Origin of the sequence: Paenibacillus ihbetae, from assembly GCF_002741055.1 — a bacterium.
Classification (GTDB): Bacteria; Bacillota; Bacilli; order Paenibacillales; family Paenibacillaceae; genus Paenibacillus_AQ; species Paenibacillus_AQ ihbetae.
This window is the reverse complement of record NZ_CP016809.1, coordinates 2,849,186-2,872,933: the sequence shown is the minus strand read 5'-3', so window position 1 is coordinate 2,872,933 and position 23,748 is coordinate 2,849,186. Positions and strand designations below refer to the sequence as shown.

Annotated in this window: 18 protein-coding genes; all 18 read left to right on the top strand. The window is 52.1% G+C overall.

Features of this window, described 5'->3' with window-relative positions:
- Positions 1-2 precede the first annotated feature (2 nt).
- The 18 genes from pssE (at position 3) to BBD41_RS12735 (ending at position 23,748) form a co-directional block, all read left to right on the top strand.
- Positions 3-473: a PssE/Cps14G family polysaccharide biosynthesis glycosyltransferase gene (pssE, locus tag BBD41_RS12820; RefSeq protein WP_237087104.1), complete on the top strand. Its 471-nt coding sequence runs from the start codon at positions 3-5 to the stop codon at positions 471-473.
- Positions 474-497: 24 nt separating this feature from the next.
- Entirely contained in the window at positions 498-1,562 is a 1,065-nt protein-coding gene (locus BBD41_RS12815; protein ID WP_099477818.1) for a glycosyltransferase family 4 protein, read from the top strand.
- A gap of 4 nt (positions 1,563-1,566) precedes the next feature.
- The gene (locus BBD41_RS12810) at positions 1,567-3,087 is read left to right on the top strand and encodes a hypothetical protein (protein WP_099477817.1); all 1,521 of its coding nucleotides are present in this window, start codon (positions 1,567-1,569) and stop codon (positions 3,085-3,087) included.
- On the top strand, positions 3,077-4,240 hold the full coding sequence (locus BBD41_RS12805) for a nucleotidyltransferase domain-containing protein (RefSeq protein WP_099477816.1): 1,164 nt from the start codon (positions 3,077-3,079) through the stop codon (positions 4,238-4,240). Before BBD41_RS12810 ends, BBD41_RS12805 begins: the two co-directional genes overlap by 11 nt.
- Before the next feature lie 130 nt (positions 4,241-4,370).
- Positions 4,371-4,664, top strand: coding sequence for a lasso peptide biosynthesis PqqD family chaperone (locus BBD41_RS12800; RefSeq protein WP_099477815.1), 294 nt, complete (start codon positions 4,371-4,373; stop codon positions 4,662-4,664).
- Entirely contained in the window at positions 4,664-5,164 is a 501-nt protein-coding gene (locus BBD41_RS12795) for a lasso peptide biosynthesis B2 protein (protein ID WP_077570332.1), read from the top strand. Before BBD41_RS12800 ends, BBD41_RS12795 begins: the two co-directional genes overlap by 1 nt.
- Entirely contained in the window at positions 5,161-6,966 is a 1,806-nt protein-coding gene (locus BBD41_RS12790) for an ABC transporter ATP-binding protein (protein ID WP_099477814.1), read from the top strand. The genes BBD41_RS12795 and BBD41_RS12790 overlap by 4 nt, the downstream gene beginning before the upstream one ends.
- 156 nt (positions 6,967-7,122) lie before the next feature.
- Positions 7,123-7,650: a GNAT family N-acetyltransferase gene (locus BBD41_RS12785; protein WP_099477813.1), complete on the top strand. Its 528-nt coding sequence runs from the start codon at positions 7,123-7,125 to the stop codon at positions 7,648-7,650.
- Positions 7,651-7,965: 315 nt separating this feature from the next.
- The gene (locus tag BBD41_RS12780; RefSeq protein ID WP_099477812.1) at positions 7,966-8,673 is read left to right on the top strand and encodes a PspA/IM30 family protein; all 708 of its coding nucleotides are present in this window, start codon (positions 7,966-7,968) and stop codon (positions 8,671-8,673) included.
- Between the two features lie 27 nt (positions 8,674-8,700).
- The gene (locus tag BBD41_RS12775) at positions 8,701-9,732 is read left to right on the top strand and encodes a TFIIB-type zinc ribbon-containing protein (protein WP_099477811.1); all 1,032 of its coding nucleotides are present in this window, start codon (positions 8,701-8,703) and stop codon (positions 9,730-9,732) included.
- A complete protein-coding gene (locus tag BBD41_RS12770; RefSeq protein ID WP_099477810.1) occupies positions 9,729-10,514 on the top strand; it encodes a TPM domain-containing protein in 786 nt (261 codons plus the stop codon). Before BBD41_RS12775 ends, BBD41_RS12770 begins: the two co-directional genes overlap by 4 nt.
- A 21-nt stretch (positions 10,515-10,535) precedes the next feature.
- Complete coding sequence (locus BBD41_RS12765) at positions 10,536-11,588, top strand: SPFH domain-containing protein (protein ID WP_077570322.1); 1,053 nt, start codon at positions 10,536-10,538, stop codon at positions 11,586-11,588.
- Positions 11,589-11,846: 258 nt separating this feature from the next.
- The gene (locus tag BBD41_RS12760; RefSeq protein WP_099477809.1) at positions 11,847-12,038 is read left to right on the top strand and encodes a hypothetical protein; all 192 of its coding nucleotides are present in this window, start codon (positions 11,847-11,849) and stop codon (positions 12,036-12,038) included.
- A gap of 438 nt (positions 12,039-12,476) precedes the next feature.
- Positions 12,477-13,586 carry a BMP family lipoprotein gene (locus BBD41_RS12755; protein ID WP_099477808.1) on the top strand — a complete coding sequence of 370 codons (1,110 nt, stop codon included), beginning with the start codon at positions 12,477-12,479 and terminating at the stop codon, positions 13,584-13,586.
- A gap of 161 nt (positions 13,587-13,747) precedes the next feature.
- Positions 13,748-15,274 carry an ABC transporter ATP-binding protein gene (locus BBD41_RS12750; protein WP_099477807.1) on the top strand — a complete coding sequence of 509 codons (1,527 nt, stop codon included), beginning with the start codon at positions 13,748-13,750 and terminating at the stop codon, positions 15,272-15,274.
- The gene (locus BBD41_RS12745) at positions 15,271-16,365 is read left to right on the top strand and encodes an ABC transporter permease (RefSeq protein WP_099477806.1); all 1,095 of its coding nucleotides are present in this window, start codon (positions 15,271-15,273) and stop codon (positions 16,363-16,365) included. The genes BBD41_RS12750 and BBD41_RS12745 overlap by 4 nt, the downstream gene beginning before the upstream one ends.
- Positions 16,349-17,302, top strand: a complete 954-nt coding sequence (locus BBD41_RS12740) for an ABC transporter permease (protein WP_077570312.1) — start codon at positions 16,349-16,351, stop codon at positions 17,300-17,302. The genes BBD41_RS12745 and BBD41_RS12740 overlap by 17 nt, the downstream gene beginning before the upstream one ends.
- A gap of 167 nt (positions 17,303-17,469) precedes the next feature.
- On the top strand, positions 17,470-23,748 hold the full coding sequence (locus BBD41_RS12735) for a 5'-nucleotidase C-terminal domain-containing protein (RefSeq protein WP_099477805.1): 6,279 nt from the start codon (positions 17,470-17,472) through the stop codon (positions 23,746-23,748).

Below are 23,748 nucleotides of genomic sequence, written 5' to 3'. Positions count from 1 at the left end.
TTGTGACAGTAGGCAGTCAGAGGTTCCCGTTTCCGAGATTGTTTCAGATGGTTGATCAGCTTATTCGTGACCGTGTGATTACGGGAAAGGTGATCGCTCAGGTCGGTTATACCGATTATCAATCGGATAATATGGACATTCACCAATTTTTACAAGAATCTGAAATGAAGGAATGTATCAGAAATTCGGACATTATCGTTACACATGCGGGTATTGGGACTATCACTCAATGTTTAGAAAGCGGCAAGAAGATCATCGTGGTACCCCGTAAAAGGGAGCTAGGTGAGCATGTAGACAATCATCAGATTGAAATTGCAAATGTTTTTCGAGATAAGAAACTTATAACGGTTGCGAATAGCCAGCAAGAGATTCAGACCATCATAGAACATATGGACTCCATTCATCTTCAAAATTACGTCAGACCAGAGTCTGAGTTAGTTCTAGCGTTAAAACAATATGTGGATCAATTATGACGAAACAGGCGTAAGGAGGCATTTATGTCTAAGCCAACTGTCGTAGTCGTCGGTTCTTCTTTGAAAGATATGGGCGGCATCGTTACGGTGATTCAGAACATAGAGCAATCAGCCATATCCAGTTTTTATAGAATGTTTAGAGTGGAAACTTATATTACAGGAAATGTATTTCATAAGATAGTTTACTTTTTTTCTGGGCTTCTAAAGTTTCTGAAAATTCTTATATTCAAAAAAACGGATATTATTCATATTCATATGTCTGAGAGAGGGAGCTTTTACAGAAAAGCCATCTTTTTATTGATAGGAAAAGCATTCGGAGTCCCGGTAATTATTCATCTTCACGGGGCAAATTTTGATGATTTTTATAATAGCAGCTCAGCACAAAGAAAGCTTTGCGACTATATCTTGAACAAGGCCGATAAACTTATCGTATTGTCTGTCCAATGGAAAAATTATTATTCCAATATAGTGCCTTCCGAGAACATCGAAGTCCTATACAATGGGGTTTTTACTGATCCCAATAAGAAGACTTACAAGAGAAGCAATTCGCAGCCCATCTGCCTTTTCCTTGGAAGGCTTGGAAAGCGAAAAGGAACCTACGATCTGATTGATGCTGTAGACATCCTGAAAAATAAAGGGGTTAAGGCTAAATTTCTATTGGCAGGGGACGGCGAGATTGAAGAGGTCAAACAAACAGTGGAGAAAAAGTCCCTTCAGGAGTATATCGAGGTTATGGGCTGGGTGAACAGCGAGAAGAGGGAAGAGCTTTTGCAAAAATCCGATATTCTGGTGCTTCCTTCCTATAATGAGGGGCTGCCAATGGCTATCCTTGAGGCGATGAGTCATTCACTTCCCGTCGTTTCCACATTTGTGGGGGGGATTCCGGAAGTAATATCCAACGGTAAAAATGGATTTCTGATTCAAGCGGGGAACGTCCCCGACCTTGCAAGTTCTTTAGAAGAGCTAATCCATAATGATCAATTAAGGCAGAGTATGGGGGAAGAAAACAAGAATATAATTCATAACAGATTCGACATGAAGATGATTACCAAAGAATTGAGAGGCATTTACCAGCGTTTAATTTGCTGAGAAAATGACGATCAAAAAAGCAGGGCCAAGGTGGTGGTACTGTATCTTACATTTAATAAATCAAAAGAGGTTGTTGTTCCTTTCAATATGCGGTGCCGCAGTTATTGGATTTGTTACACCGGATAATTTGAAGATATTGCTGCTTATCTTAGGTTTGATCGGATATGTGATTCTTGTTCTGGCGGCCACCCGTGAAAGCAACATTAAAAGGTGCATACCACCTTTTCTGCTGTGCATTCTTTTTCAAGACACGATTGTAAATTTGCTGGGATCTAAGGGCGTATTTTTATCCTATTTGGATGAGCTGTTTGTCCTCATATGCGTACCTGCACTGATGATTAACTTTCTAAGGGGAAAAAAGATTGCTGGGGGTTACATATTCTTATCCATGGTGGGCATGGTGCTTTTCGGGATGGTCTCCTCCATCCTTCACAGCAACCCTTTTAACATAACCTTCCAGGGTATGCAATTAATGATTAAAGGATTGTTATATGTTTTTGTCTTTGCCAATATATCGTTTACCAGGGCTGATTTATTGCACTATGTAAAGTGGGTCAAGGTTGCTGCAATAGGTGTGCTTATATTTTCAGTTGTTGATCTGGTAATGCCAAGCACTTTCAGGGGACTATTGGGCATCACAGCTTCTGTTGATTACCGTGTGGGAGTGCCAAGTCTCCAGTCACTATTTATTCACCCTGGAATCTATGGATGGTTTATGACACTGGTTGGAATTTACTTGGCGGTAAATTACAAGATAAAAACTGACCCACGATATTTCTATTGGGCCTGCGTATTTTTCTTTTTTGCGTTATTATCCTTCCGGTTTAAAACCATTGTTTCTATCATAGTTATTGCTCTTATATTTTATTTGCTTTCAGGTATGAAGAAGATGTTAACGTTTATCATTCCTGCATCTGTCGTGGTGGCGATCGTTTATTTATTTGCGGGGAATTACATTATGGAATTAACCGATCTGACATTCTCGAGGTATATCGAAGTCGATGTGATGAAATCGGCTAGAAAAGCAATGTATTATTTTGGTTTTGTGATTGCTAACGAGAATTTTCCATTCGGAGTCGGGTTTGGACGTTACGGTGGATACATTGCGAAGGAATACTATTCACCTGTTTATTATGAGTATGGAATGAATACGATTTACGGGTTGACGCCTGACAATCCTATGTGGGCTATGGATACGTATTGGCCTTATATATTAGGGGAATTGGGGTATTTTGGGGCAGGTGTGCTTTTGGCGCTGTTCATATACTTAATAGTAAAACTTATCGCAAATTACAAATCGATCGTGGACCCAGTTGCAAGGCACTTTGTTTTGTTTGCTGGATTGGTATTGATTCACGCTTTGATTGAAAGTAGCGGTGAGCCCGTTTTCAACAGCTCTCCGCAAAACGTATTCATTTTTACTGCGTCAGGAATCGCATTATCAATAGTGAGTGCCCGCAAAAAAACAATGGATCTTCACACCTTAAAAAATCAATCAATGAGAGGTCATTTATTTGGGAACTAAAATCGACATGACAGGAACTTCGGTCGAATTGATGTTTATGTTAAGACTTCTTCGGAGCACTAAGTTTGAAGACGAACAATCCGTCCTATTTTTTAGCTCTAATCTTGATTGGAATAAATTGTTGAAAACGATACAGTTTCACAGAATGTATCCAGTCTTATACCTGGAATTAAAAAAATTGGATTTGGATTGGATTCCGCCATGGTTCATGGAAAGACTGAAAAGTAAATACGAACGCAATGTCATCAATATGCTAAGACTATGCTCTGATTTGGAGAAGCTGAACAAACAATTTAGGGATAGTGGAATCCCTTCTCTACATTTAAAGGGACCGGTATTGGCTCGGAAAATTTATGGAGAGATCTCACTGCGTACATCAAAAGACTTGGATATCCTAGTTAGTCCGGAAGATGTCAGGAAAGCCGAGGAAGTTTTATTGAATCTTGGGTATACAACGGACGTGAAGATTTTAAACGTATGGAAATGGAAAAGCCATCATATTAGTTATAATCATTCTGCTACTCAAACCGAAGTGGAACTTCATTGGCGAATAAATCCGGAAACGAGTGGGTCTGCATTTCATGAAGTATGGGAAAGGCGAAACGATGTGGTCTTTTCAAGCCAACATATTTCTTTATTGGGTAATGAGGATCTGTTTGTTTATTTAGTGACGCATGGGTCCAGACATGGATGGATGAGGTTACGCTGGTTGTATGATATTGATCAAATGCTGAGAACAAAAGTGTTGGACTTCCCGTTTTTAAAGAGACTACTACAAAAGACACGCAGCAGTCATTTAGTAGGCCAAGCGCTCCTATTATCCAACGAATTGCTGGGCACACCAATCCCTGATGAATTGGCTACGTTGGTACAGGGGGAACGTGCTTTAAGATTAGCACAGAAGTCGTTTTACTATCTAAACCATACCATCGAGATATCGCCGGAGGGAGATATTCTCGAGAACAAAGATTTCAAAAAGTACGTGTATTCATTGTTTACAGGCAGACAAAAAATACAGTATCTCGTAAATAGGTTGTATCCAAGCGCAAAGGATGCTTTGCTGTTGCCATTGCCTAAACCGCTTCGGTTCCTTTACTTCCCGCTCCGTCCCTTTTTATGGGCATGGAGACAAATGAGACGGCAATATTTATAACTTTGGAGAGTGGAATTTTTTTTTATTGTCCATGATACATTTTGTATCGACAGTGATACAAAACCTGCTTTATAGTTTGTGATTTTTGTAAAAAAATGAGTGGATTTATCCCAAATAGGAGGTTCTTCCCATGAGCACGGAATTCATTACGGATGAGGTACTGATCATGCAGTCCGAAGGCTTTCTGGTCAGTGATATGGACGGCGAGAAGGTTATGCTGAGTATCGATAATGGCAAGTACTACAACCTGGGCCGGATTGGCGGCCGGATCTGGGAGCTGGCGTCTACGCCGATTACGGTCGGCGGTATGGTGGAGAAGCTAGTTGCGGAATACGATATCGAACCGGATGCGTGCGAGCAGCAGGTACAGCGGTTTTTGCGGCAGCTCGCCGATGAAGGGCTAGTGCAGGTGAAGAAGGCCTGATGAGTCTGTACCGGAAAATAAGGACGTATATGTCTTTTCCCGTTGCGATGAAGCTGATGTTCATCGAAGCCTATGTTTACCTGGCTTGGGGGAGAGTGTTCAAGCAGCTGCCCTTCGCAAGGGTGGCCCCCTCCCTGGGCCAATTTATGAAGGAAACGCCGTATACCTGCTCGGAGGAGGAGCTGAAGCAGCTGCGTCAAATCTCCAGAGCCGTACATGCGATGAGTCGAGTCACGTGGTGGGAAAGCCAGTGCTTGGTCAAAGCCGTTGCCGCCATGAAAATGCTGGAGCGAAGAAGCATTCCGCATACGCTCTATTTAGGGAGCGGGCGGGATGAGCAGGGACAAATGGTGGCGCACGCCTGGCTCCGCAGCGGATCCTACATCGTTACGGGCAAAGAAGGGCATGAGAAGTATGCCATCGTCGGAATATTCGGCAAGGAGATGCGGGCCGAGGAGTTGAACTTTAATCGGTCATCCGGTAAGGAGTTTTTACATTGAAGGATCTCTTTTATTTTATCCGAAAAATGCACGGGACGGCCGGGTTTAAGCTCTACCTTAATATGTGCATGATCCTGGTCATCAGCATCCTGGACGGTATCGGCATCTACCTGATCGTCCCGCTTCTCGGCGTGATCGGCGTATTTCAGACCGATCTGAACGGAGTCCCGCTCGTCTCGACCTTGACGGATCTTGCGGATGCGTGGTCCCTGCAGCTCAATTTGCCGGTGGTGCTGGGCATCTATGTCGTGATTGTGGGCGGGCAGGCCCTGCTGCAGCGAAGCCAGACCTTGCTAAACGCCAAGATCCTGCAGCGATTTATCCGCAAGCTGCGAATGGAGACGTACCAGGGATTGCTGCATGCAAAATGGGAGTTTTTTCTCCGCCACCGCAAATCGGATTTCAATCATGTCATGACCAATGAGCTTGGGCGCGTGAATCAAGGCACCTTTCTGTTCTTCCAAATGATCTCATCGTTGTTGTTCACGATCATTCAGATTGGCCTTGCCCTGTGGCTGGCTCCGTTGTTAACCCTCATCGTGCTGGTAAGCGGAGGGGGCCTCGCCCTGTTCGGGCGCAAGTTCATCCGCAGCTCGAAGCGGATCGGCGAGCAGACGACCGAGCTTTCAAAGTATTATTTTGCCGGCATCAGCGAGCATTTCAGCGGCATTAAGGATATTAAGAGCAACCGTCTGGAGCCGTCCCATATGGATTGGTTTGACAGGCTGTCGCGAAAAATGGAGCGGAACTTTATCCAATTCAATAAAGTGAACTCCCTGTCCCAGCTCATCTACCGTCTTTCATCCGTCATCCTCGTTGCCGGGTTCGTATACCTTGCCCTGGAGGTGCTTCGCACCCCGGTCGAACAGCTGCTGATGATTGTGCTTATTTTCTCGCGGTTGTGGCCAAGATTTATCAGTATTCAAACCAGCACCGAGCAGCTTGCTTCGAATTTCCCGGCTTTTCGGGCAATACGCGAACTGCAAGCGGAATATGAGGCAGACCGGGAGCTTGCCGGAACGGCTGGAGTTCCGGATGGCGAGCGGCTGCACCTGCAGCAGGGCATTACGTGCAGCGATGTCGATTACCGATATGACGCTTCTAATCCGACCTACGCTTTGCGGGGCATCAACTTACATATTCCGGCCCGCCGCATGACGGCCATCGTCGGCAAATCCGGCGCGGGCAAGAGCACCCTGATCGATCTGCTCATGGGGTTGATCCAGCCGGAGAGCGGGCAGGTTCTGGCGGACGGCGTGTCTATTGGGGACGAACGTCAGCTTCTGTCGCTCCGGGGGAGCATCGGTTATGTGGCGCAGGACCCGTTTCTCTTCAATGAGAGCATCCGGGATAACCTGAAGCTGACCGCTCCCGAGGCATCGGATGATGAGCTGTGGGAAGCGTTGAGGTTTTCGGCGTCGGACGAGTTCGTGCGAAGGCTTCCGCAGGGGCTTGACACGGTCATTGGCGACCGCGGCGTGCGCTTGTCCGGCGGAGAGCGACAGCGGATCGTCCTGGCAAGAGCGATCTTGAAGCGGCCCTCGATTCTTGTGCTGGATGAAGCGACAAGCGCGCTGGACAGCGAGAATGAGCGGCGGATCCAGGAGGCGCTGGAGCAGCTGAAAGGAAGCATGACCATTATCGTGATCGCCCATCGGCTGTCTACGATCCGCCATGCCGATCAGGTTATCGTGATGGAGCAAGGGCGAATTATCCAGCAAGGAGGCTATCAGCAGCTGTCACAGGATCAGAAGGGCACCTTCCGGCAGCTTCTCAGTTACCAAACAGGCGCCCAGATGTAAACAGCGTTCAACAGCCGTCCCTCGTTGAGGGGCGGCTGTTTTTTTGTTTTTAATTGCGGTGTTGGCGCCCACCCGAATTCCTATTATCATTTGTACTAACAACGGCTGGTGTTTACCGGCCAATGTTCAATCTTTATATGTAGAGGGGGAACGCGAATGGATGGCCAAAGCAACCTTTTCCAGTGGATTAACATACGGCCGATTACCCTGGATGATTTTGTAAATGTCTTAGCATGGAGCAAGGATGACTCCTTCTGCGAAGCAAATGGATGGGAAATCGACAGAAGCTCTGAAGAATTATATAAATGGTGGCACAATTGCGTAAATCATCCTGCCGAAGATTTTATTCGAATGGGAATCACGTTGAACGGGAAAATAATTGGATATGCCGATATGGCCTGTGCTAAAGGTAATACCGCTGAACTGGGCATTGCCATTGGTGAGAGCAGGCTGTGGGGGCAAGGGATTGGATCTGCTTCGGCAATGTGTATGATGGAATATGCATCGAAGAAGTTAGGAATTTCAATTTTTAACGCTGAAACCCACGAGGCCAATGCTCGTTCCAGAAAAATGCTTGAGAACTTAGGTTTCATAGAAATAAGTCGAAAAGGCAGTGAAGAATACTTAGGGATGAGGGGCCAACGAATACAATATAGACTTATTTTAATGGGGAAACCTGAATGAATAACCTATGCACAAGGCCTAAACTCCTCCTTCAACCAGTAATAATCCTTAAAGCTAGACGCTGGATAACCTTTTGTCCAATTTGTCTCAATAACAATTCCTTCGTCAAATTTCCTCGAAATACTCAACATTCGACCATGATAGACATTTGTTCTACCCATCAATATAAACCACTAGTGAAGTCCCCGCCTAACTACCTCCCGATTACCAATGTAAATTTTCGGAAAACATGCCATGAAATATCGAGTTATGAAACCCCTCCGGATGAATTCCGGTATTATTAGATAAACAAAGTTGCCAAGGAGGAATATGTCCATGGGAATGTTGTCGAGATTTACCGATATTATGCGAGTAAATGTGAACGCTTTGCTGGATCGGTCGGATGATCCGGAGAAGACGATTGATGAATATACGCGCAGCTTGCACAGCGACTTGGGTCAGGTGAAGGCGGAGACGTCCTCATTGCTTGCGGAGGAGCGGCGGGCCAAGCGGGCGCTGGATGAGCGCATTACGGAGGTCGCCAAGCTGCAGCGGTATGCCGAGAAGGCAGCGGAGGCAGGAAATGAAGCCGATGCCCGCAAATTCCTGGAGCGTAAGGCGGAGGCGGCCGTGAAGCTCGACGAGTTGCAGCAGGCTTATGAGCAGGCAGCTTCCGATGCGGCGAGCATGAAGCAAATGCAGGATAAGCTTGCTGCGGATATGGAGCGGCTCGAAGCAAGACGGAGGGAGCTCAAAGGGAAAATGGCCGAAGCGAGGCATCAGCAGCGCTTAAGCGAGAGCGGCTCTTCCCGAGGCAATGTCGGTGGGGCATTCCAATCGATGGAGGAGAAAGCGAACCGGGCTCTGGACGAGGCGCTGGCACTCGCGGAGCTCCGGGCCGGATCGAAGAAGGAAGACGATTTGGATGAGCTGATGGCGGAGCTTGAGGAGCAGATGAAGCGACGCAGCGATGATAGCCAGGCGGCAGCAAATCCGGAAGCAGCCCCGGATGATCGCAGCGATCGATCGAAGCAGAAGGAGTAATGGCCTGATGGGAATTGAGGTGATCCGATGCCGGTAATTGAATACAAATGTCCGTACTGCGGCAGCGGGATGAGCTTTGATGCGGCGACGGGAACGCTGTCTTGCCCGGGCTGCGGGAACCAAGAACATATTGAGCAGCTCCCCGATCCGATGAAGCAGCAGGTGTTTACGGAGGGCGAAGTCAAGGAATACCACTGCGGCAGCTGCGGAGCCGTGATCATGACGGATGCGGAGACCAGCGCGACGAGCTGCAGTTATTGCGGCTCCGCGGTCGTGCTCGCTGATCGACTGAGCGGAGAGCTTGCTCCGGCGATGGTCATTCCATTTTCCATTAGCAAGGAGGAAGCGATCAAGGCTTTTCGAAAATGGTGCAGAAACGGACTTCTCACCCCGCGGGGGTTCATGAACGCCAACCGAATCAAGAGCTTAACCGGGATGTATGTGCCGTTCTGGTTATATGAGCTGCATAACCGGGTTGAAGTGCACGGGCACGCGACGAAGGTAAGAACATATACGCAAGGTAATTACGAGTATACCGAAACGCAGCATTACGAGATTTACCGGAAGATGCGCTTGAACTACACGAAGCTTCCGCTCGATGCATCGGCGAAAATGGACGATGAGCTGATGGATAAGCTGGAGCCATTTCCTTACGAGCAGCTGAAGGAATTCAAAACCCCGTATCTTGCCGGATACTTGGCGGAAAAATACAGCTACAACGATCAGGAGCTTCTTCCTCGGGCCAAAGAGAAGGTTCGCAGCTACATCGATGCGGCTATTTCGTCTGCAGTCGCCGGATATACAACGGTTAATTACACCAATAAGCAGATTGATACCACGATGAAAAAAGCGGATTACGTCCTTCTTCCGGTATGGATGGTGCATTACGACTACAACAAAACCGTGTACACGTTCGCCATGAACGGTCAAACGGGCAAGGTGGTGGGCAGGCCGCCGCTCAGCAAGGCGAAGATTGCCGCGTGGTTCGCCGGGATATCCGGCGTGTCGTTCTTGTCCTTGAAGCTGATCGCCTGGATGATGGGAGGTGGGTTCTGGTGAGAAGACGACGGTCGATGCTAGGACTGGGATGGATCATGATGCTGGCGGTATTCCTTATGATGCCGCATCGAACGGCAGCCGCTGCTGCCGAGGCCAAGCCGCTCATCTTTGATGACGCCGGGCTTTTGAGTTCGCAGGAGTATGAGGAGCTCAGCGCCTTGGCCCGCGAGTACGGAGCCGAACGGGAGACCGACTTTATCATTATTACTACGGACAATCCGGACAATGTGGATATCGAGATATTGATTGAGGATTTTTATGATGCGTATGCGCCCGGGTATGACAGGCCACACGGCAACGCCGTCATTTTGGGGCTGGATATGCGCAACCGCGATGTGGAATTGCAAGGATATTACAAAGCCGAGGAATACCTCGACCGTAACCGGCTGGATAAAATTCGCCGCAAGATCACGGACGACTTATCGGACGGAGAGTATAAGAAAGCATTCGAAGCCTACATTATATCCGCGCATGAATACATGGGCTATGAGCCGGGATTCAATCCCGATAATCCGCTGTTCAATATATGGGTTCAGCTCGGCGGGGCTGTCCTGATCGGCGGATTGGCCGTCGGCCTGATGACGTACCGCGCCGGCGGCCGGGTGACGGTCAATCGCCGGACTTATGAGGATGTAAGCACCTCGGGCATCATTGATCAGGAAGACCGGTACATCCGAACGACGACAACAAGACGGGAGATACCCAAAAATGATGGAGGCAGCTCCGGCGGAGGCGTAACGAGCGGCGGCCATTCGCATAGCAGCAGCCGTGGGAAATTCTAAAGGAAGGGATGGAATCGTAGCATGGGGTTTTTCAGAAATCAATTCTCCAACGTGGTGGAATGGGAAGAGTTTAGAGATGATATGATTTTTTGGAAGTGGAGCAACCGGGAGATCAAGAAAGGCAGCAAGCTGATCATTCGCGCCGGCCAAGACGCCATATTTGTGAACAACGGCAAGATTGAAGGGATCTTTGAAGATGAGGGCGAGTACAGTATCGATTCGGACATCATTCCGTTTCTGTCCACGCTGAAGGGCTTTCGGTTCGGGTTCAACAGCGGTATGCGGGTAGAGGTTCTGTTCGTCAACACGAAGGAGTTTACCGTCCGGTGGGGAACGCAAAATCCGGTTCTGATTCCGACGCCCCAGCTTCCGGGCGGCATGCCGATCCGGGCCAACGGCACCTTCAATTTCAAAGTCACCGATTATGTGACGTTGATCGACAAGATCGCGGGCATGCGGGAGAGCTACCTGGTGGAGGACGTTAAAATCCGCATTACGTCCGTTTTGGATCAGCTCCTGATGAAATGGATCAGCCGTGAAGGCAAGAACATGTTCAATCTTCAGGCGAATGCCTCCGAGATCGCCAAAGGCATCCGGGAGGACCTGGATATGGAAGTGATGGACAATGGAATCTCTATCACCGGCTTCCAGGTCATGAGCTTCAATTATCCGGCCGAAATCCAAGAGATGATCACCAAGACGGCATCCCATGAAATGATCGGCAACCTTCAGAAATACCAGCAGGTCAGCATAACGGACGGCATCGCTTCAGGTAAAATAAAGGGCGGCGGGGCCGCTTCGGATATGGCCGGCATGATGATGGGGATGAATATGGCCAATGAGATGATGCGAAACATGAATGCCAGTCCAACTCGGGACCAACGCGCCCCCGAGAGGGCGGAGGGACAAGACCAAGCCCGGAACGACAAGCAGCATGCAGGCGGAGAATCCCAATCGCCGCCGCCGGCGTCCTCACCCTCCGAGGGCAAGAGCAAACCGAACTTCTGTCCCAACTGCGGAGCGAAGAACGAGGGCTCGAACTTTTGTCCGAACTGCGGACATAAGCTGGGGTAAGCTCAGGCAAAGCCTGGCGTAAAGTACAGCCATAAGCTGGGGGCTTGGATAAGCGGCCAGGTTATGGCTGTTTTTATCAGGATACCGCTATCTAATATTCTTGCGTGACTCTCATTGCAGATTTTACATCGGAGCTGATATTTGGCCGTTTTATAAAATGTATGCGCATACTTATTCATGGTATAATGTTTTTATGAAAGATCATGATGCTGGAAGCAGGATGCATCATTAGACCTTGGGGGCAGGAGTGTTGCGGGGATGAGAGGATATAATGTGTGGCGGCCGTTGATCTTGATTGCGGCGGCGCTGCTGACGAACAGCTTGGTAACCAATTTATGCGTTTTGTTTGGCATGACGCCGGAGTCGGCGAGCAATTTGGGGTTCATCGCGATGATCGCTGCCGCGTTCATCACGTACAGCCGGATGACGAAGCATCAGCGCCGGAAATAGAAGGTTCAGCTCTGGCCGTAAACGTACATATAAAGAATGCATCATTATATATACTGAATGAGCACCTCGGGAGGGGTGCTCTTTTATGCTTTGCATGCGGACGGCACAGGGGGCTGCTCTTTCAGTGAGGGGACCCATTCTATTTGACGCTATTTTTCTTTCTATTGAACCTACCTGCGGTGTTCCCTCTATCGTTGCATCACACCTTCTGTAATCCCTATGTTATCTATAAATGCTGAGCTATTGCCCTCTTTCTGTTTAGGTGCTCTCAAATGCGCATGAAATGGCTATATACCAAGGCTTAAACCATTCACCGCTTTACAGATGTACTTTGGCAAAAACACCCAAATTTTTGTTGAAAACGGTCTATATTATTAATATATTGTAAATAGCACGAATCTACCATTCGGGCATATAAACCTAGGAGGGTCAACCTTAATGAAAAAAGGGGTCTTATCATTAATCAGTTTGGCGTTATCGGTCACCATGCTCGCGGGCTGCGGCGGCAAGCCAGCATCTGAGCCAACCGGAGGTGCAGGCTCGGACGCACCGAAGGCAAACTTCAAGGTCGGGATGGTTACCGACGCAGGCACCATTGACGACAAATCGTTCAACCAAGGGACGTATGAAGGTATTGTCAAGGCGAACAAGGACTTTAATATGGAGTATAAATACCTGAAGCCTGCTGGACAGACGGAAGCCGATTATACCAAGGAGATCGTCAACCTGTACGATGCCGGATACAAATTCATCGTAACGCCGGGCTTCAAGTTCGAGACGGCTGTGCATAAGGCGCAGGAGAAGTATAAGGACGCAAAATTCGTCCTGATCGACGGATCCCCTCGCCCTAATCCGGATGCGGATCCAGACCTTAAAGAGAACACCGTAGCCATCTACTTCGCCGAGCAGGAGTCCGGCTTCCTGGCGGGCGTTGCGACAGCCCTTCATGTGAAGGACGGACAGGCCGGCTTTATCGGGGGCATGAAAATTCCTCCGGTGCAGAAGTTCAACTGGGGCTTCCAGCAAGGCGTGAAATACGCGAATGACAACCTGGGCACGAAGGTGACGATCAACAAGGAAAATGTCGTGTATCAGGGTACCTTTGATGATGTTGCCGCTGGCAGCCAGCTGGCCGCCCAAATGTACGACCGCGGCGTGAATGTTATCTTCGCTGCCGCAGGCGGCGTTGGCGTTGGGGCGATTAACGAAGCGAAGACACGCGTGCAAGGCGGCAGCGATGTATGGGTTGTCGGCGTTGACGTCGACCAGTATCAAGACGGCGTGTATGAAGGCGACAAATCCGTGATCCTGACTTCCGCAGTGAAGAAGATCGACCAAGCGGCTTACGACATGATCAAAGCCGAAACCGAAGGCAAGTTCCCTGGCGGTCAGACGATCACGCTGGATGCGAAGAATGACGGCGTCGGCCTTCCGGCTGAAAATCCAAACTTGAGCGAGGACATTCTCAAGCAAGTGGATGAAGTGTTCAATAAGATCAAAGCCGGCGAAATTACAGTGGCGGCAGAGCAAGGCGACCTGATCGAATAGTCAAGGGAGCGCCCTGCTCGGGGTTGCCGGGCACATTTGAATGGATAACCGCAATGCGTTAGAAAAAGACGGACTTCCCTCCGTCTTTTTTTAAGGTGAGTGGGAATAGGATTGAAACAACAGACGGCATCTACCAAATATGAAGGAGAGGACGCTAAACCATGGACTATGTTGTCGAGATGGTGGGCATCCGCAAGGAATTTCCGGGCATCGTGGCCAATGACGACATCACGCTTCAGTTGAAGAGAGGGGAGATCCATGCGCTGCTCGGTGAGAACGGCGCGGGAAAGTCAACCCTGATGAGCATTCTGTTCGGCATGTACCAGCCCGACCGCGGAGTCATTAAGGTCAACGGCCGGGAAGTGCGGATTTCGAATCCGAACGTGGCGAACAGGCTCGGCATCGGGATGGTGCACCAGCACTTTAAGCTTGTTGAGGCGTTCACCGTGACGGAGAACATTATACTGGGCAGCGAGACGCGCCGAGTGGGGATGCTTGATATCAGGAAAGCTGCCAATCGAGTGGAGGCGTTGTCCAAGCGGTACGGTTTAAACGTGGACCCGCACGCCAAAATCGAGGACATTTCGGTCGGCATGCAGCAGCGAGTGGAGATTCTCAAGATGCTGTACCGCGATGCGGAGGTGCTGATCTTCGACGAACCGACCGCGGTGCTGACGCCGCAGGAAATCGAGGATCTGCAGGGCATTATGAAAAATTTGGTTCAAGAGGGCAAATCGATCATTCTGATCACCCATAAGCTGAAGGAAATCAAGGCGGTGGCTGACCGCTGCACCGTCATCCGGCGCGGTAGGACGATCGGCACCGTCGATGTGGCTGATACGAGCCGGGAAACGATGGCCGAGATGATGGTCGGCCGCAGCGTTTCCTTTAAGGTCGACAAGCAGGAGCGTCGACCGGGCGAAACGGTGCTCGATATTCGCTCGCTGACCGTGAAGAACAGCAAGAAGGTCGATGCGCTTAAAGCCTTCTCGCTTGAGCTGCATGCCGGCGAGATCGTCGGCATTGCCGGGGTGGACGGGAACGGGCAAACCGAGCTGATAGAGGCTATCACGGGTCTGCGGCAGGCAGAGAGCGGCAGTGTGATCCTGAATGGAAAGGATATTACCGGGCTGTCCGTTCGCCAGCGCAATGAGAGCGGCATCGGGCATATCCCAGAGGATCGTCAGAAGCGCGGGCTTGTACTGGATTATACGCTGGAAGAGAATTTAATTCTGGAAGTGTACAAGCGGCCTCCGTATTCCAAGAACGGGCTATTGCAGCGAGCGGCCATCCGCAAGCATGCGGAGCATATCATTCAGAGCTTCGATGTCCGTTCCGGGGAGGGCGGGCGCTCCATCGTCCGCTCCATGTCCGGGGGGAACCAGCAGAAGGCGATCATCGGCCGCGAGGTGGAGCGGGATCCGGATCTGCTGATCGCGGTTCAGCCGACGCGGGGTTTGGATGTCGGCTCGATTGAATATATTCACCGACGTCTTGTGGAGCAGCGGGACAAAGGAAAAGCGGTGCTGCTCGTATCATTGGAGCTCGATGAGGTGCTGAACCTGTCCGACCGCATCGCGGTCATCAACAACGGCGAGCTGGTCGGCGTGGTCAACGCTTCCGAAACGAACGAACAAGAGCTGGGCCTCATGATGGCCGGGTATCATAAAGAGGAGGGCAGTGCATGAATAACAGCATAAAATCACTGCTGGCCGTCCTCTTCGGCCTCCTGGCAGGGGCGCTGCTGATGGCGGTGACCGGCCACAATCCGGTGGAAGGCTACAAATTCCTGATCCAGGGCGGGCTGAAGAGCCCGGAGCGGATCGGCAACACGCTGGCGACGGCAACCCCGCTCATCTTGACGGGCTTGTCGGTAGCCTTTGCCTTCCGGACGGGGCTGTTCAACATCGGGGCCGCAGGCCAGATGTTGTTCGGCGGCTTCTGCGCAACGGCAGTCGGCCTCTCGGTGGATCTGCCGCGGGCTCTGCTGCTGACGCTGATGGTGCTGGCCGGATTCATCGGCGGGGCTTTGTGGGCGCTGATCCCCGGCATTTTGAAGGCCCGTTACAACGTGCATGAGGTCGTATCGACCATCATGATGAACTGGACGGCGTATTGGACCGTGTACTACGTCATTCCGGGATATTTTAAAGGGGAGAGCCTGGAGACGGAATCCCGTCAGCTCCCGCCGGAGGCGATGCTTCACGCGTCCTGGCTGAGCGATATGTTCCAGGGCTCGTACATCAATCTCGGCTTTTTTATCGGGGTGGTGGCCGTTCTGGTCGTCGCCTTCCTGATCAATAAAACGACGCTCGGCTATGAGCTGAAGGCGGTCGGATTCAACCGCCACTCGGCCGAATACGCAGGGATTGCGGTGAAACGCAGCATCGTGCTGTCGATGTTCATCGCCGGCGGCATTGCCGGCCTTGCGGGCGTGGCGCAGTACGCCGGGAATGCGTCGAGCCTTCAGATCGGCGTCTTGCCGAGCCAGGGCTTTGACGGCATTGCCGTTGCGCTGCTCGGGGCGAACGCACCGCTTGGCGTGATGCTCTCCGCGCTCTTCTTCGGCCTGCTGTATTCGGGCCGGGGATTCATGAACGCGATGACGGAAATTCCGCCGGAGATCGCGGATTCGATTATTGCCATCATCATCTATTTTGCGGCGACAAGCATTCTGATCGAACGCCTGATCCGCAAGTGGAAAGTGCGCAAGCCGAGAGCACCGCACAGCGCGGCAAATAAAAAGCAGGGGGAACGAGAACATGTGGACAACGCTTGAACAGATTTTTCCGTATGCCATCGTCTTCACCATCCCGCTGTTGATAACCGCCTTGGGCGCGCTGTTCAGTGAACGAAGCGGGGTCGTGAATATCGGCCTCGATGGACTGATGATCGTCGGTTCCTTTATTGGAGCCTTTGTCGTATCCAAAATGCAGGCGCAGTTCGGGGGAAGCTGGTGGGTGCTGTGGGTCGGACTTCTGGCCGCGGCGGCGGCAAGCGCCCTATTCTCGCTCCTTCACGCCTTTGCGAGCATTAATCTTAGCGCCAACCAGATCATCAGCGGTACGGCAATCAATATGATTGCGGGGGCGCTGACGATCTTCCTGGCCCGGAATATTACGGGGAGCGGCAACATCCGCATTACGAGCGGCTTTAGACCGTTTGATTTTCCATTATTGTCGGATATTCCGATCATCGGAGATCTGTTCTTTACGAACACTTACATCACGACGTGGCTCGTGCTGATCCTGCTATTGGTGAGTGCGTTTATCCTGTACAAGACGCCGTTCGGTCTGCGCTTAAGAGCTTGCGGCGAGCATCCGCACGCTGCGGAGGCGGCCGGAATTCGGGTGCGCGCCATGCGGTATGTCGGCGTCATGATTTCCGGCGCTTTCGCCGGGCTTGGCGGTGCCGTCATCCTGATGACCTATTCCGGCGAATTTACCGGCAACGTCGCAGGTTTGGGCTTCCTCGCCCTGGCCTCGCTCATCTTCGGCCAATGGAAGCCGTTCGGTATTCTGGCGGCAACGTTCTTCTTCGGATTTGCGAGCACCGTGGCGAACGTCTCGCAGGTTATTCCGCAGCTGGCCGTGATCCCGCCGGTGATCCTGAAGATTTTCCCTTACGTGGTCACCTTGATCGCATTGGTCATTTTCTCGAAGTCCTCCAATGCGCCTAAGGCCGTCGGGGAGCCGTTCGACTCAGGCAAGCGCTAAGATTTTGACGAAAAAAGAAACCTCCGATAGGACCTCCGCCTGGAAGGCTGGGTCTAACGGAGGTTTTTTTACATAGGATTCACTTTCTATTAGATCGGCCAAAACAATTCTGGTATATATAGTAAATAAGGCTGAAAATCTAATAGAGTTGAGGAGTGAATACCTGAATGCGCATTCGATTCCAGAAGGGCCGACAACAGCTCAGTGTACTTCTTGCTATTGCAATGCTGGTAAGTATTCTTGTTCCTTTCGGATCCGTGCAGGTAGCGGAAGCTTCGCCTCGGAATGATCAAGTCGTCATCAGCCAGGTTTATGGGGGCGGCGGGGGCAACGGGGCGGTCTATGCGAACGATTTCATCGAGTTGTTCAACCCTACGGGACAGGCCGTAGACCTTACAGGCTGGAAGGTACGTTATGCAAGTGCAGCAGGTGACTTTAATAACACAACCTCGTTAACAGGCAGCATTGAGCCTTATCAATATCTATTAATTCAGCAAAGCGGGGGCAATACAGGGAAGCCTCTTCCAACGCCCGATCTGACAGGGAACATGTCCCTAGCCGCAAGTAACGGCAAGGTGGATCTGGTGAATGCCGCAGGAGAGCGCGTCGATCTGATCGGCTACGGCTCCGCAAACGCTTCGGAAAGCAATCCGACGGCTGCGTTATCCGCTGACAAGGCAGCGATCCGGAAAGAATTGCCTGCAGGTCAGCCCGGGAATCGGGGACTGGATACAGACAACAATGCAGAAGATTTCAACGTTGGTGCACCGGACCCCCGCAACAAATCATATCAGGCTACGCCCGGAAATCCCGGCAGCGGCTTAGGCAAGGTAACGGCCTCCCCGGAACCGAATGCCTGGCCGGCAGGGACAGAGATTAAGCTGGCCCCGCCTACGGTAGGCGCCTCGGTCTATGCGGATGTGTACGTTTCGGGTAACGCCGGCAGAGGGTTTGAGCTCGTAGACGGTCCGATCGTCATCAACGAGCCGACCCGAATCGATGCGTTTGCCGCTATGGAAGGCGTTCCGGATGGGCCGGTAACGTCGTTCCAATATGATATTTTGAAGCAAACATCGGTTGCGGAAGCGAGAGCCAAGTCTAAAGGCGAACACGTCTGGACGGAAGGCATCATCACACATATCGAAGGCAGAGAAACTTATATCCAGGACGATACGGCCGGCATCGTGCTCTACGATTATCCGATTGGCGCAGGAGTGGGCGATCGGGTCAGCGTGGCCGGCGTGATGGAAATCTACAACAATTTGCAAGAGATCAAACCGCATCCACTGCTGCCGTATAACGTGACGGACAGCAACGTCGGATCGCCGCAGGCGGTACGGATTAGCGGAGCGGATCTAGCTGCAGACAAAGGGGAAGCTTACGAGGCAAGGCTGGTTTATTTGGAGGATGTGTCCATTAAGTCCGAGAATCGGGCGGGCGAGTTTACGGCCGAGCAAGGCGGGCACGAATTCATCATTTATTCCGGTCTGTCGAAGCTTGCTCCGGGTAAAACCTTCAGCCGGGTAACGGGCGTGGTGAAGCAGTACGGCAATATCTACGAGCTGATCCCGCTAAGCAATGACGCCTTGATTGAAGACATGTTCTCCGTGATCGCAAGCCCGGGGCCAGGCCCGATTATTATCGGAAGCACGGTAGAGCTGTCGAGTCCGACGACTGGAGCCAGCATCTATTATACGGTGGATGGAACGACTCCGACGGCAGCAAGCACGCTGTACACCAAGCCGATTCAAGTGGATCGCGATATGACCATCAAGGCCATCGTGGTCTCTGGCACGAATGTGAGCAAAGTGTATGAGTTTGCTTACAAGGCGACACAGCAGCCGCGCATTGCGGACATTCAGGGCGAAGGACACGCCTCGCCGTATAATGGGCAGACCGTGAAGGGCATTGAGGGCATCGTTACGCAATACGGCTATACCTTCTCCAATGGCAGCATCAAGGGCTTCTATATCCAGGATGCAGAGCCGGATAATAATCCGAACACATCCGATGCGATTTTCGTGTTCGGGACGGGCGGCAAGCTGCCAGAGGTGGGCGACCTTGTGTCCGTTACCGGCAAAGTAGCGGAATATAACGAAGGAAGCTCGTCGAATCTGACCTCAACCCAGATCGAGCTGCAATCGCTCACCGTTATCTCGGAAAATCAGCCGCTGCCGGAGCCGGTTACGCTGGGCAAGGGAGGACGGCCGATCCCGGCATCGATTATCGATAACGATCGACTCCAGGTGTTCGATCCGGAAGAAGACGCCATCGATTTCTACGAATCGCTTGAAGGGATGCGGGTCAGACTGCCGGACCCGACGATTATTAGTCCGTATTGGACGAGCAGCGGCACCTACAACATTCCGACACGTGTCGAAAACAACGTTCCGGACGTCATTACGCCGGCAGGCGGTCTGGTGCTGAAGGAGCAGGGCAACTTCAACCCGCAGCGCTTGATCATCGCTTACGGGAATCCGGGGCAGGAAGTGAGCACGGGCGATACATTTGCCGAGGACGTCATCGGCGTGATCGGATACAACAGCGGCAATTTCAAGGTCATTCCTCCGAAGGACGGGCTGCCTGCGATCGAAGGCGGTTCCTTTGAGCAAGAGGTATCCACGATCGACGTGAAGGATGACCAGCTGCGCGTGGCGACCTATAATATCGAGAACTTTTATCCTGGCGTGGGCTCCGCCAAGATCAACAAGCTTGCGGAATCCATCGCGAGTCATTTGAAATCCCCCGACATCATCGGTCTCGTCGAAGTTCAGGACAACAACGGGGAGAAGAATGACGGCACGACGGCGGCCGATCAAAGCTATCGGGCGCTGATCGAAGCGATCAAAGCGGCCGGCGGACCGGAGTACAGCTTCACGGACATCGATCCGGTCAACAACAAAGATGGCGGTGCACCGGGTGCGAATATCCGGGTAGGCTTCCTCTATAACGCCGACCGCGTCATGCTGTCGGAGAGCGTGAACGGCAAGAAAGGCTCCTCGACGGATGCGGTTGCCTATGATGCGGCCACGGATCAGCTTACCTACAATCCGGGCCGGATCGAACCGGAGAACAGCGCGTTCCATGCATCCCGCAAGCCGCTGGCCGCCCAGTTCGAATTCCGCGGCGAAAAAGTGATCGTCGTAGCGAATCACTTCAATTCGAAATCCGGAGACCAAGGGCCTTTTGGCAGCACGCAGCCGCCACTGCTATCCAGTGAGGCTCAGCGCCATCAGATTGCGGCTGTCGTGAACGGCTTCGTCAAGGATGTGCTGAAGGGCAATCCTGACGCGAATATCATCGTTCTGGGCGATTTGAATGATTTCCAGTTCACGCAGACCGGAATGATTCTGAAAGGCAATGAGCTCGACAATCTGATCGACATTCTGCCGCCGGGAGAGCGGTATACGTATACGTACGATGGCAACTCGCAGGTGCTTGACCATATTCTGGTCAGCAAGAATCTGACGAAGTCGGCTGAGGTTGACGTTGTCCATCTTAACGCCGATTTCCCGGCCTCCAAAGGCCGCGTGTCCGACCATGATCCGGTGGTCGCGCAGCTGGATCTGACGGGCGAGGCCGCTTCGGGCTTCCCGCTGACGATTCTGCATACGAACGATACGCATGCGAATCTGGATACCGTCAGCTCGCCTGACAACATCGCGCGCCGGGTGACGGCGATTAAAGAAGCGAAGGCTTCAGCGGTGAATCCGCTGCTTGTGGATGCGGGGGATGTATTCTCCGGGACGCTCTATTTTAATCAATATGAAGGACAAGCCGATCTGGCGTTCATGAATCTGGTTCAATACGATGCGATGACCTTCGGCAACCATGAATTCGACAAGGGATCCGAGGTGTTGAACGCCTTCATCGAGAACGCGAAATTCCCGTTCGTGTCTTCGAATGTGAACTTCTCGGCAGATCCTGTGCTTCGGGAGAAATTCAACGATGGCGTTACGAGGGATGCCAAAGCCGCCAACATTTATCCGGCGGTCATCATGGAAGTGGACGGCCAGGAGGTCGGCCTGATCGGCCTGACCACCGAAGACACGGCGAACATTGCTTCTCCGGGGCCGGTCACGTTTGACGATGCCGTACAGAAGGCTAAGGATACCGTCGCGATGCTTCGGCAGGAAGGCATTAACAAAATCGTCGTGCTGTCGCACTTGGGCTACGACGTGGACGTAAACCTGGCCAAGGCCGTGGAAGGTATCGATATTATCGTGGGCGGGCACAGCCACACCAAGCTGGATCAAGCCGTCGTGGATCGTACGGACAGCGAGCCGAAGCTGATCGTACAGACCGGCGAGAAGGGTCAATTCCTAGGCAGGCTGGAAGTTGTGTTCGACGACGAGGGCGTTCTGCAGGATTGGAACAGCCGCTTGATCTCGGTTGATGAAAAAGATAGCAGCGGCCAGTACGTGATCCAGCCGGATGCCGAGGCGCTCAACCTTCTGAATACGAAATATAAGCCGGGCGTAGAGGAATTGAAGCAGACGGAGGTCGGCTATACGGAGGTTAAATTGAACGGAGTCCGGGCCGATGTGCGGACGAAGGAAACAAATCTTGGAAACCTGATTGCCGACGGCATGCTGGATGCGGCGCGGGCAGCGGGAACGAATGCGGTGATCGCGCTGCAGAACGGCGGAGGCATCCGGGAGTCGATCGAAGCCGGCAAGGTTACGATGGGCGACATCATGACGGTCCTGCCGTTCAACAACGATCTGGTTACCATCACCCTGACCGGTCAGGAAATTAAAGAGGCGCTGGAAAACGGAGTGTCCAAAATCCCTGCCCAGGACGGACGGTTCCCGCATATTGCCGGCATGAGGTTCTACTATGATTCCACAAAACCGGCCGGTGAGCGTGTGCTCCGCATGGAAGTGAAGGGCAAGAACGGCTATGAGCTGATCGATCCGAAGCAATCTTACGAGGTTGCTACGAATGCGTTTACCGCCAAGGGCGGCGATTTCTACGCATCGCTAGAGAAGGCCTATCAGGAAGGGCGCGTAAAGCTGCTTTATCTTCCGGACTATGAGGTTTTCTCGGGTTATGTGAAAAAGGTAGGTACGATTACGGACAAAACCTCGGCTGTCGAAGGCCGGATCGTTGACTTGAAAGGAGCACCGCTTCCTGGAGGACCTGATCCGGGGCAGCCAGGACAGCCAGGACAGCCAGGGCAGCCTGGCCAGCCTGGAAATCCAGGCACACCGGGTTCTCCTGGACCGGCAACCCCTCCGGTGAACCCGCCGGGTACGGGCACGCCATTGCCTGCAGAGCCGGGCAAAGTCAAGGTGCAGGTTCAAGTGAAGGATGGAGAAGCTTCCGGCACGGTGACCGGGTCTGCCTTGAAGGATGCGTTGAAGCAGCCGGCTGGCGGAAAAGTAACGGTCGAGGCCGTAAGCACGCAGCCTTTCCAATCCGCCTCGATTACGGTGGATAATGAGGCTCTGCAAGCTTGGCTTGCCCAAGCGGGCGCCCAGGTGCTGAGCGTCGAAACGCCTTTCGGAAGCTTCGATCTGCCGAAGAAGGAGGTTGACCTTCAAGATTTGGCGAAGCAGATGGGGACAGATACCGCCGGGATTCGCCTGGTTGTCCGGGTGGCCAAGAATACCGACGCGTTGAAGGCTGCTGCAGCCCAAGGCTATCGCCCGCTGCAAGCGGTGAGCTACGCTGTAGAAGCGCATGCTTCCAGCGGCAAAACCGCGCAGTTGAATGAATTTGCGTCTTACGTGAAGCGCTCGGTCGCGGTGGATCAGACCGGGCCGGCCAATTCGCTGGCGGTGGTGCGTCTGAACGAGGGACGCTACACGCCGGTGCCTTTCAAAGTGAACGGGCAGCAGGTCGATATTTACAGCCGGGAGAGCGGGACTTATCTGGTTCTCCGGAATACGGCCACGTTCCCAGACATCGCTTCCCACTGGTCGAAGGGGGACGTTGAATCGCTCGCTGCCAAGATGATCGTTACCGGACGTTCGGAGCAGGCCTTCGTGCCGGATGCTCCGATCACGCGGGCGGAGTTTGCAGCGCTGATTGTAAGGGCGCTCGGTCTAAGTGCTGCTGCGGGACCGGATTCCTTCCAGGATATATCGGTATACGATTGGCATGCCGGTTCGATCCGGGCAGCTGTGGAAGCGGGCATCGTTAATGGTTATTCGGACGGCACATTCCGACCGGACCGGACGATTACGCGCGAAGAGATGGCGGCTATGGCGCATAATGCGCTGGAATACGCCGGGTACGAGCAAGGCGGCGCTGCGCCAATCCGCTTCGCTGACGAGGCTCACATCGGTGCTTGGGCCGAGGAAGCGGTGCAGGTTCTGGGCGGGCTTGGTATTCTGAACGGCGATAACCGACAGCGGTTCGTGCCGAAGTCCCATGCAACGCGAGGCGAGAGCGCCGCGGTGCTGAACCGGATGTTGGGCAAGCTGACGTTTGCGAAGTAA

What these genes read in the sequence shown, in the direction of transcription:
- BBD41_RS12760 (WP_099477809.1), top strand. Translation starts at nt 11,847, where the DNA reads ATGAGAGGATATAATGTGTGGCGGCCGTTGATCTTGATTGCGGCGGCG.
- BBD41_RS12785 (WP_099477813.1), top strand. Translation starts at nt 7,123, where the DNA reads ATGGATGGCCAAAGCAACCTTTTCCAGTGGATTAACATACGGCCGATT.
- BBD41_RS12775 (WP_099477811.1), top strand. Translation starts at nt 8,701, where the DNA reads ATGCCGGTAATTGAATACAAATGTCCGTACTGCGGCAGCGGGATGAGC.
- BBD41_RS12815 (WP_099477818.1), top strand. Translation starts at nt 498, where the DNA reads ATGTCTAAGCCAACTGTCGTAGTCGTCGGTTCTTCTTTGAAAGATATG.
- BBD41_RS12780 (WP_099477812.1), top strand. Translation starts at nt 7,966, where the DNA reads ATGGGAATGTTGTCGAGATTTACCGATATTATGCGAGTAAATGTGAAC.
- BBD41_RS12810 (WP_099477817.1), top strand. Translation starts at nt 1,567, where the DNA reads ATGACGATCAAAAAAGCAGGGCCAAGGTGGTGGTACTGTATCTTACAT.
- BBD41_RS12735 (WP_099477805.1), top strand. Translation starts at nt 17,470, where the DNA reads ATGCGCATTCGATTCCAGAAGGGCCGACAACAGCTCAGTGTACTTCTT.
- BBD41_RS12750 (WP_099477807.1), top strand. Translation starts at nt 13,748, where the DNA reads ATGGACTATGTTGTCGAGATGGTGGGCATCCGCAAGGAATTTCCGGGC.
- BBD41_RS12740 (WP_077570312.1), top strand. Translation starts at nt 16,349, where the DNA reads ATGTGGACAACGCTTGAACAGATTTTTCCGTATGCCATCGTCTTCACC.
- BBD41_RS12755 (WP_099477808.1), top strand. Translation starts at nt 12,477, where the DNA reads ATGAAAAAAGGGGTCTTATCATTAATCAGTTTGGCGTTATCGGTCACC.
- BBD41_RS12795 (WP_077570332.1), top strand. Translation starts at nt 4,664, where the DNA reads ATGAGTCTGTACCGGAAAATAAGGACGTATATGTCTTTTCCCGTTGCG.
- BBD41_RS12800 (WP_099477815.1), top strand. Translation starts at nt 4,371, where the DNA reads ATGAGCACGGAATTCATTACGGATGAGGTACTGATCATGCAGTCCGAA.
- BBD41_RS12745 (WP_099477806.1), top strand. Translation starts at nt 15,271, where the DNA reads ATGAATAACAGCATAAAATCACTGCTGGCCGTCCTCTTCGGCCTCCTG.
- BBD41_RS12765 (WP_077570322.1), top strand. Translation starts at nt 10,536, where the DNA reads ATGGGGTTTTTCAGAAATCAATTCTCCAACGTGGTGGAATGGGAAGAG.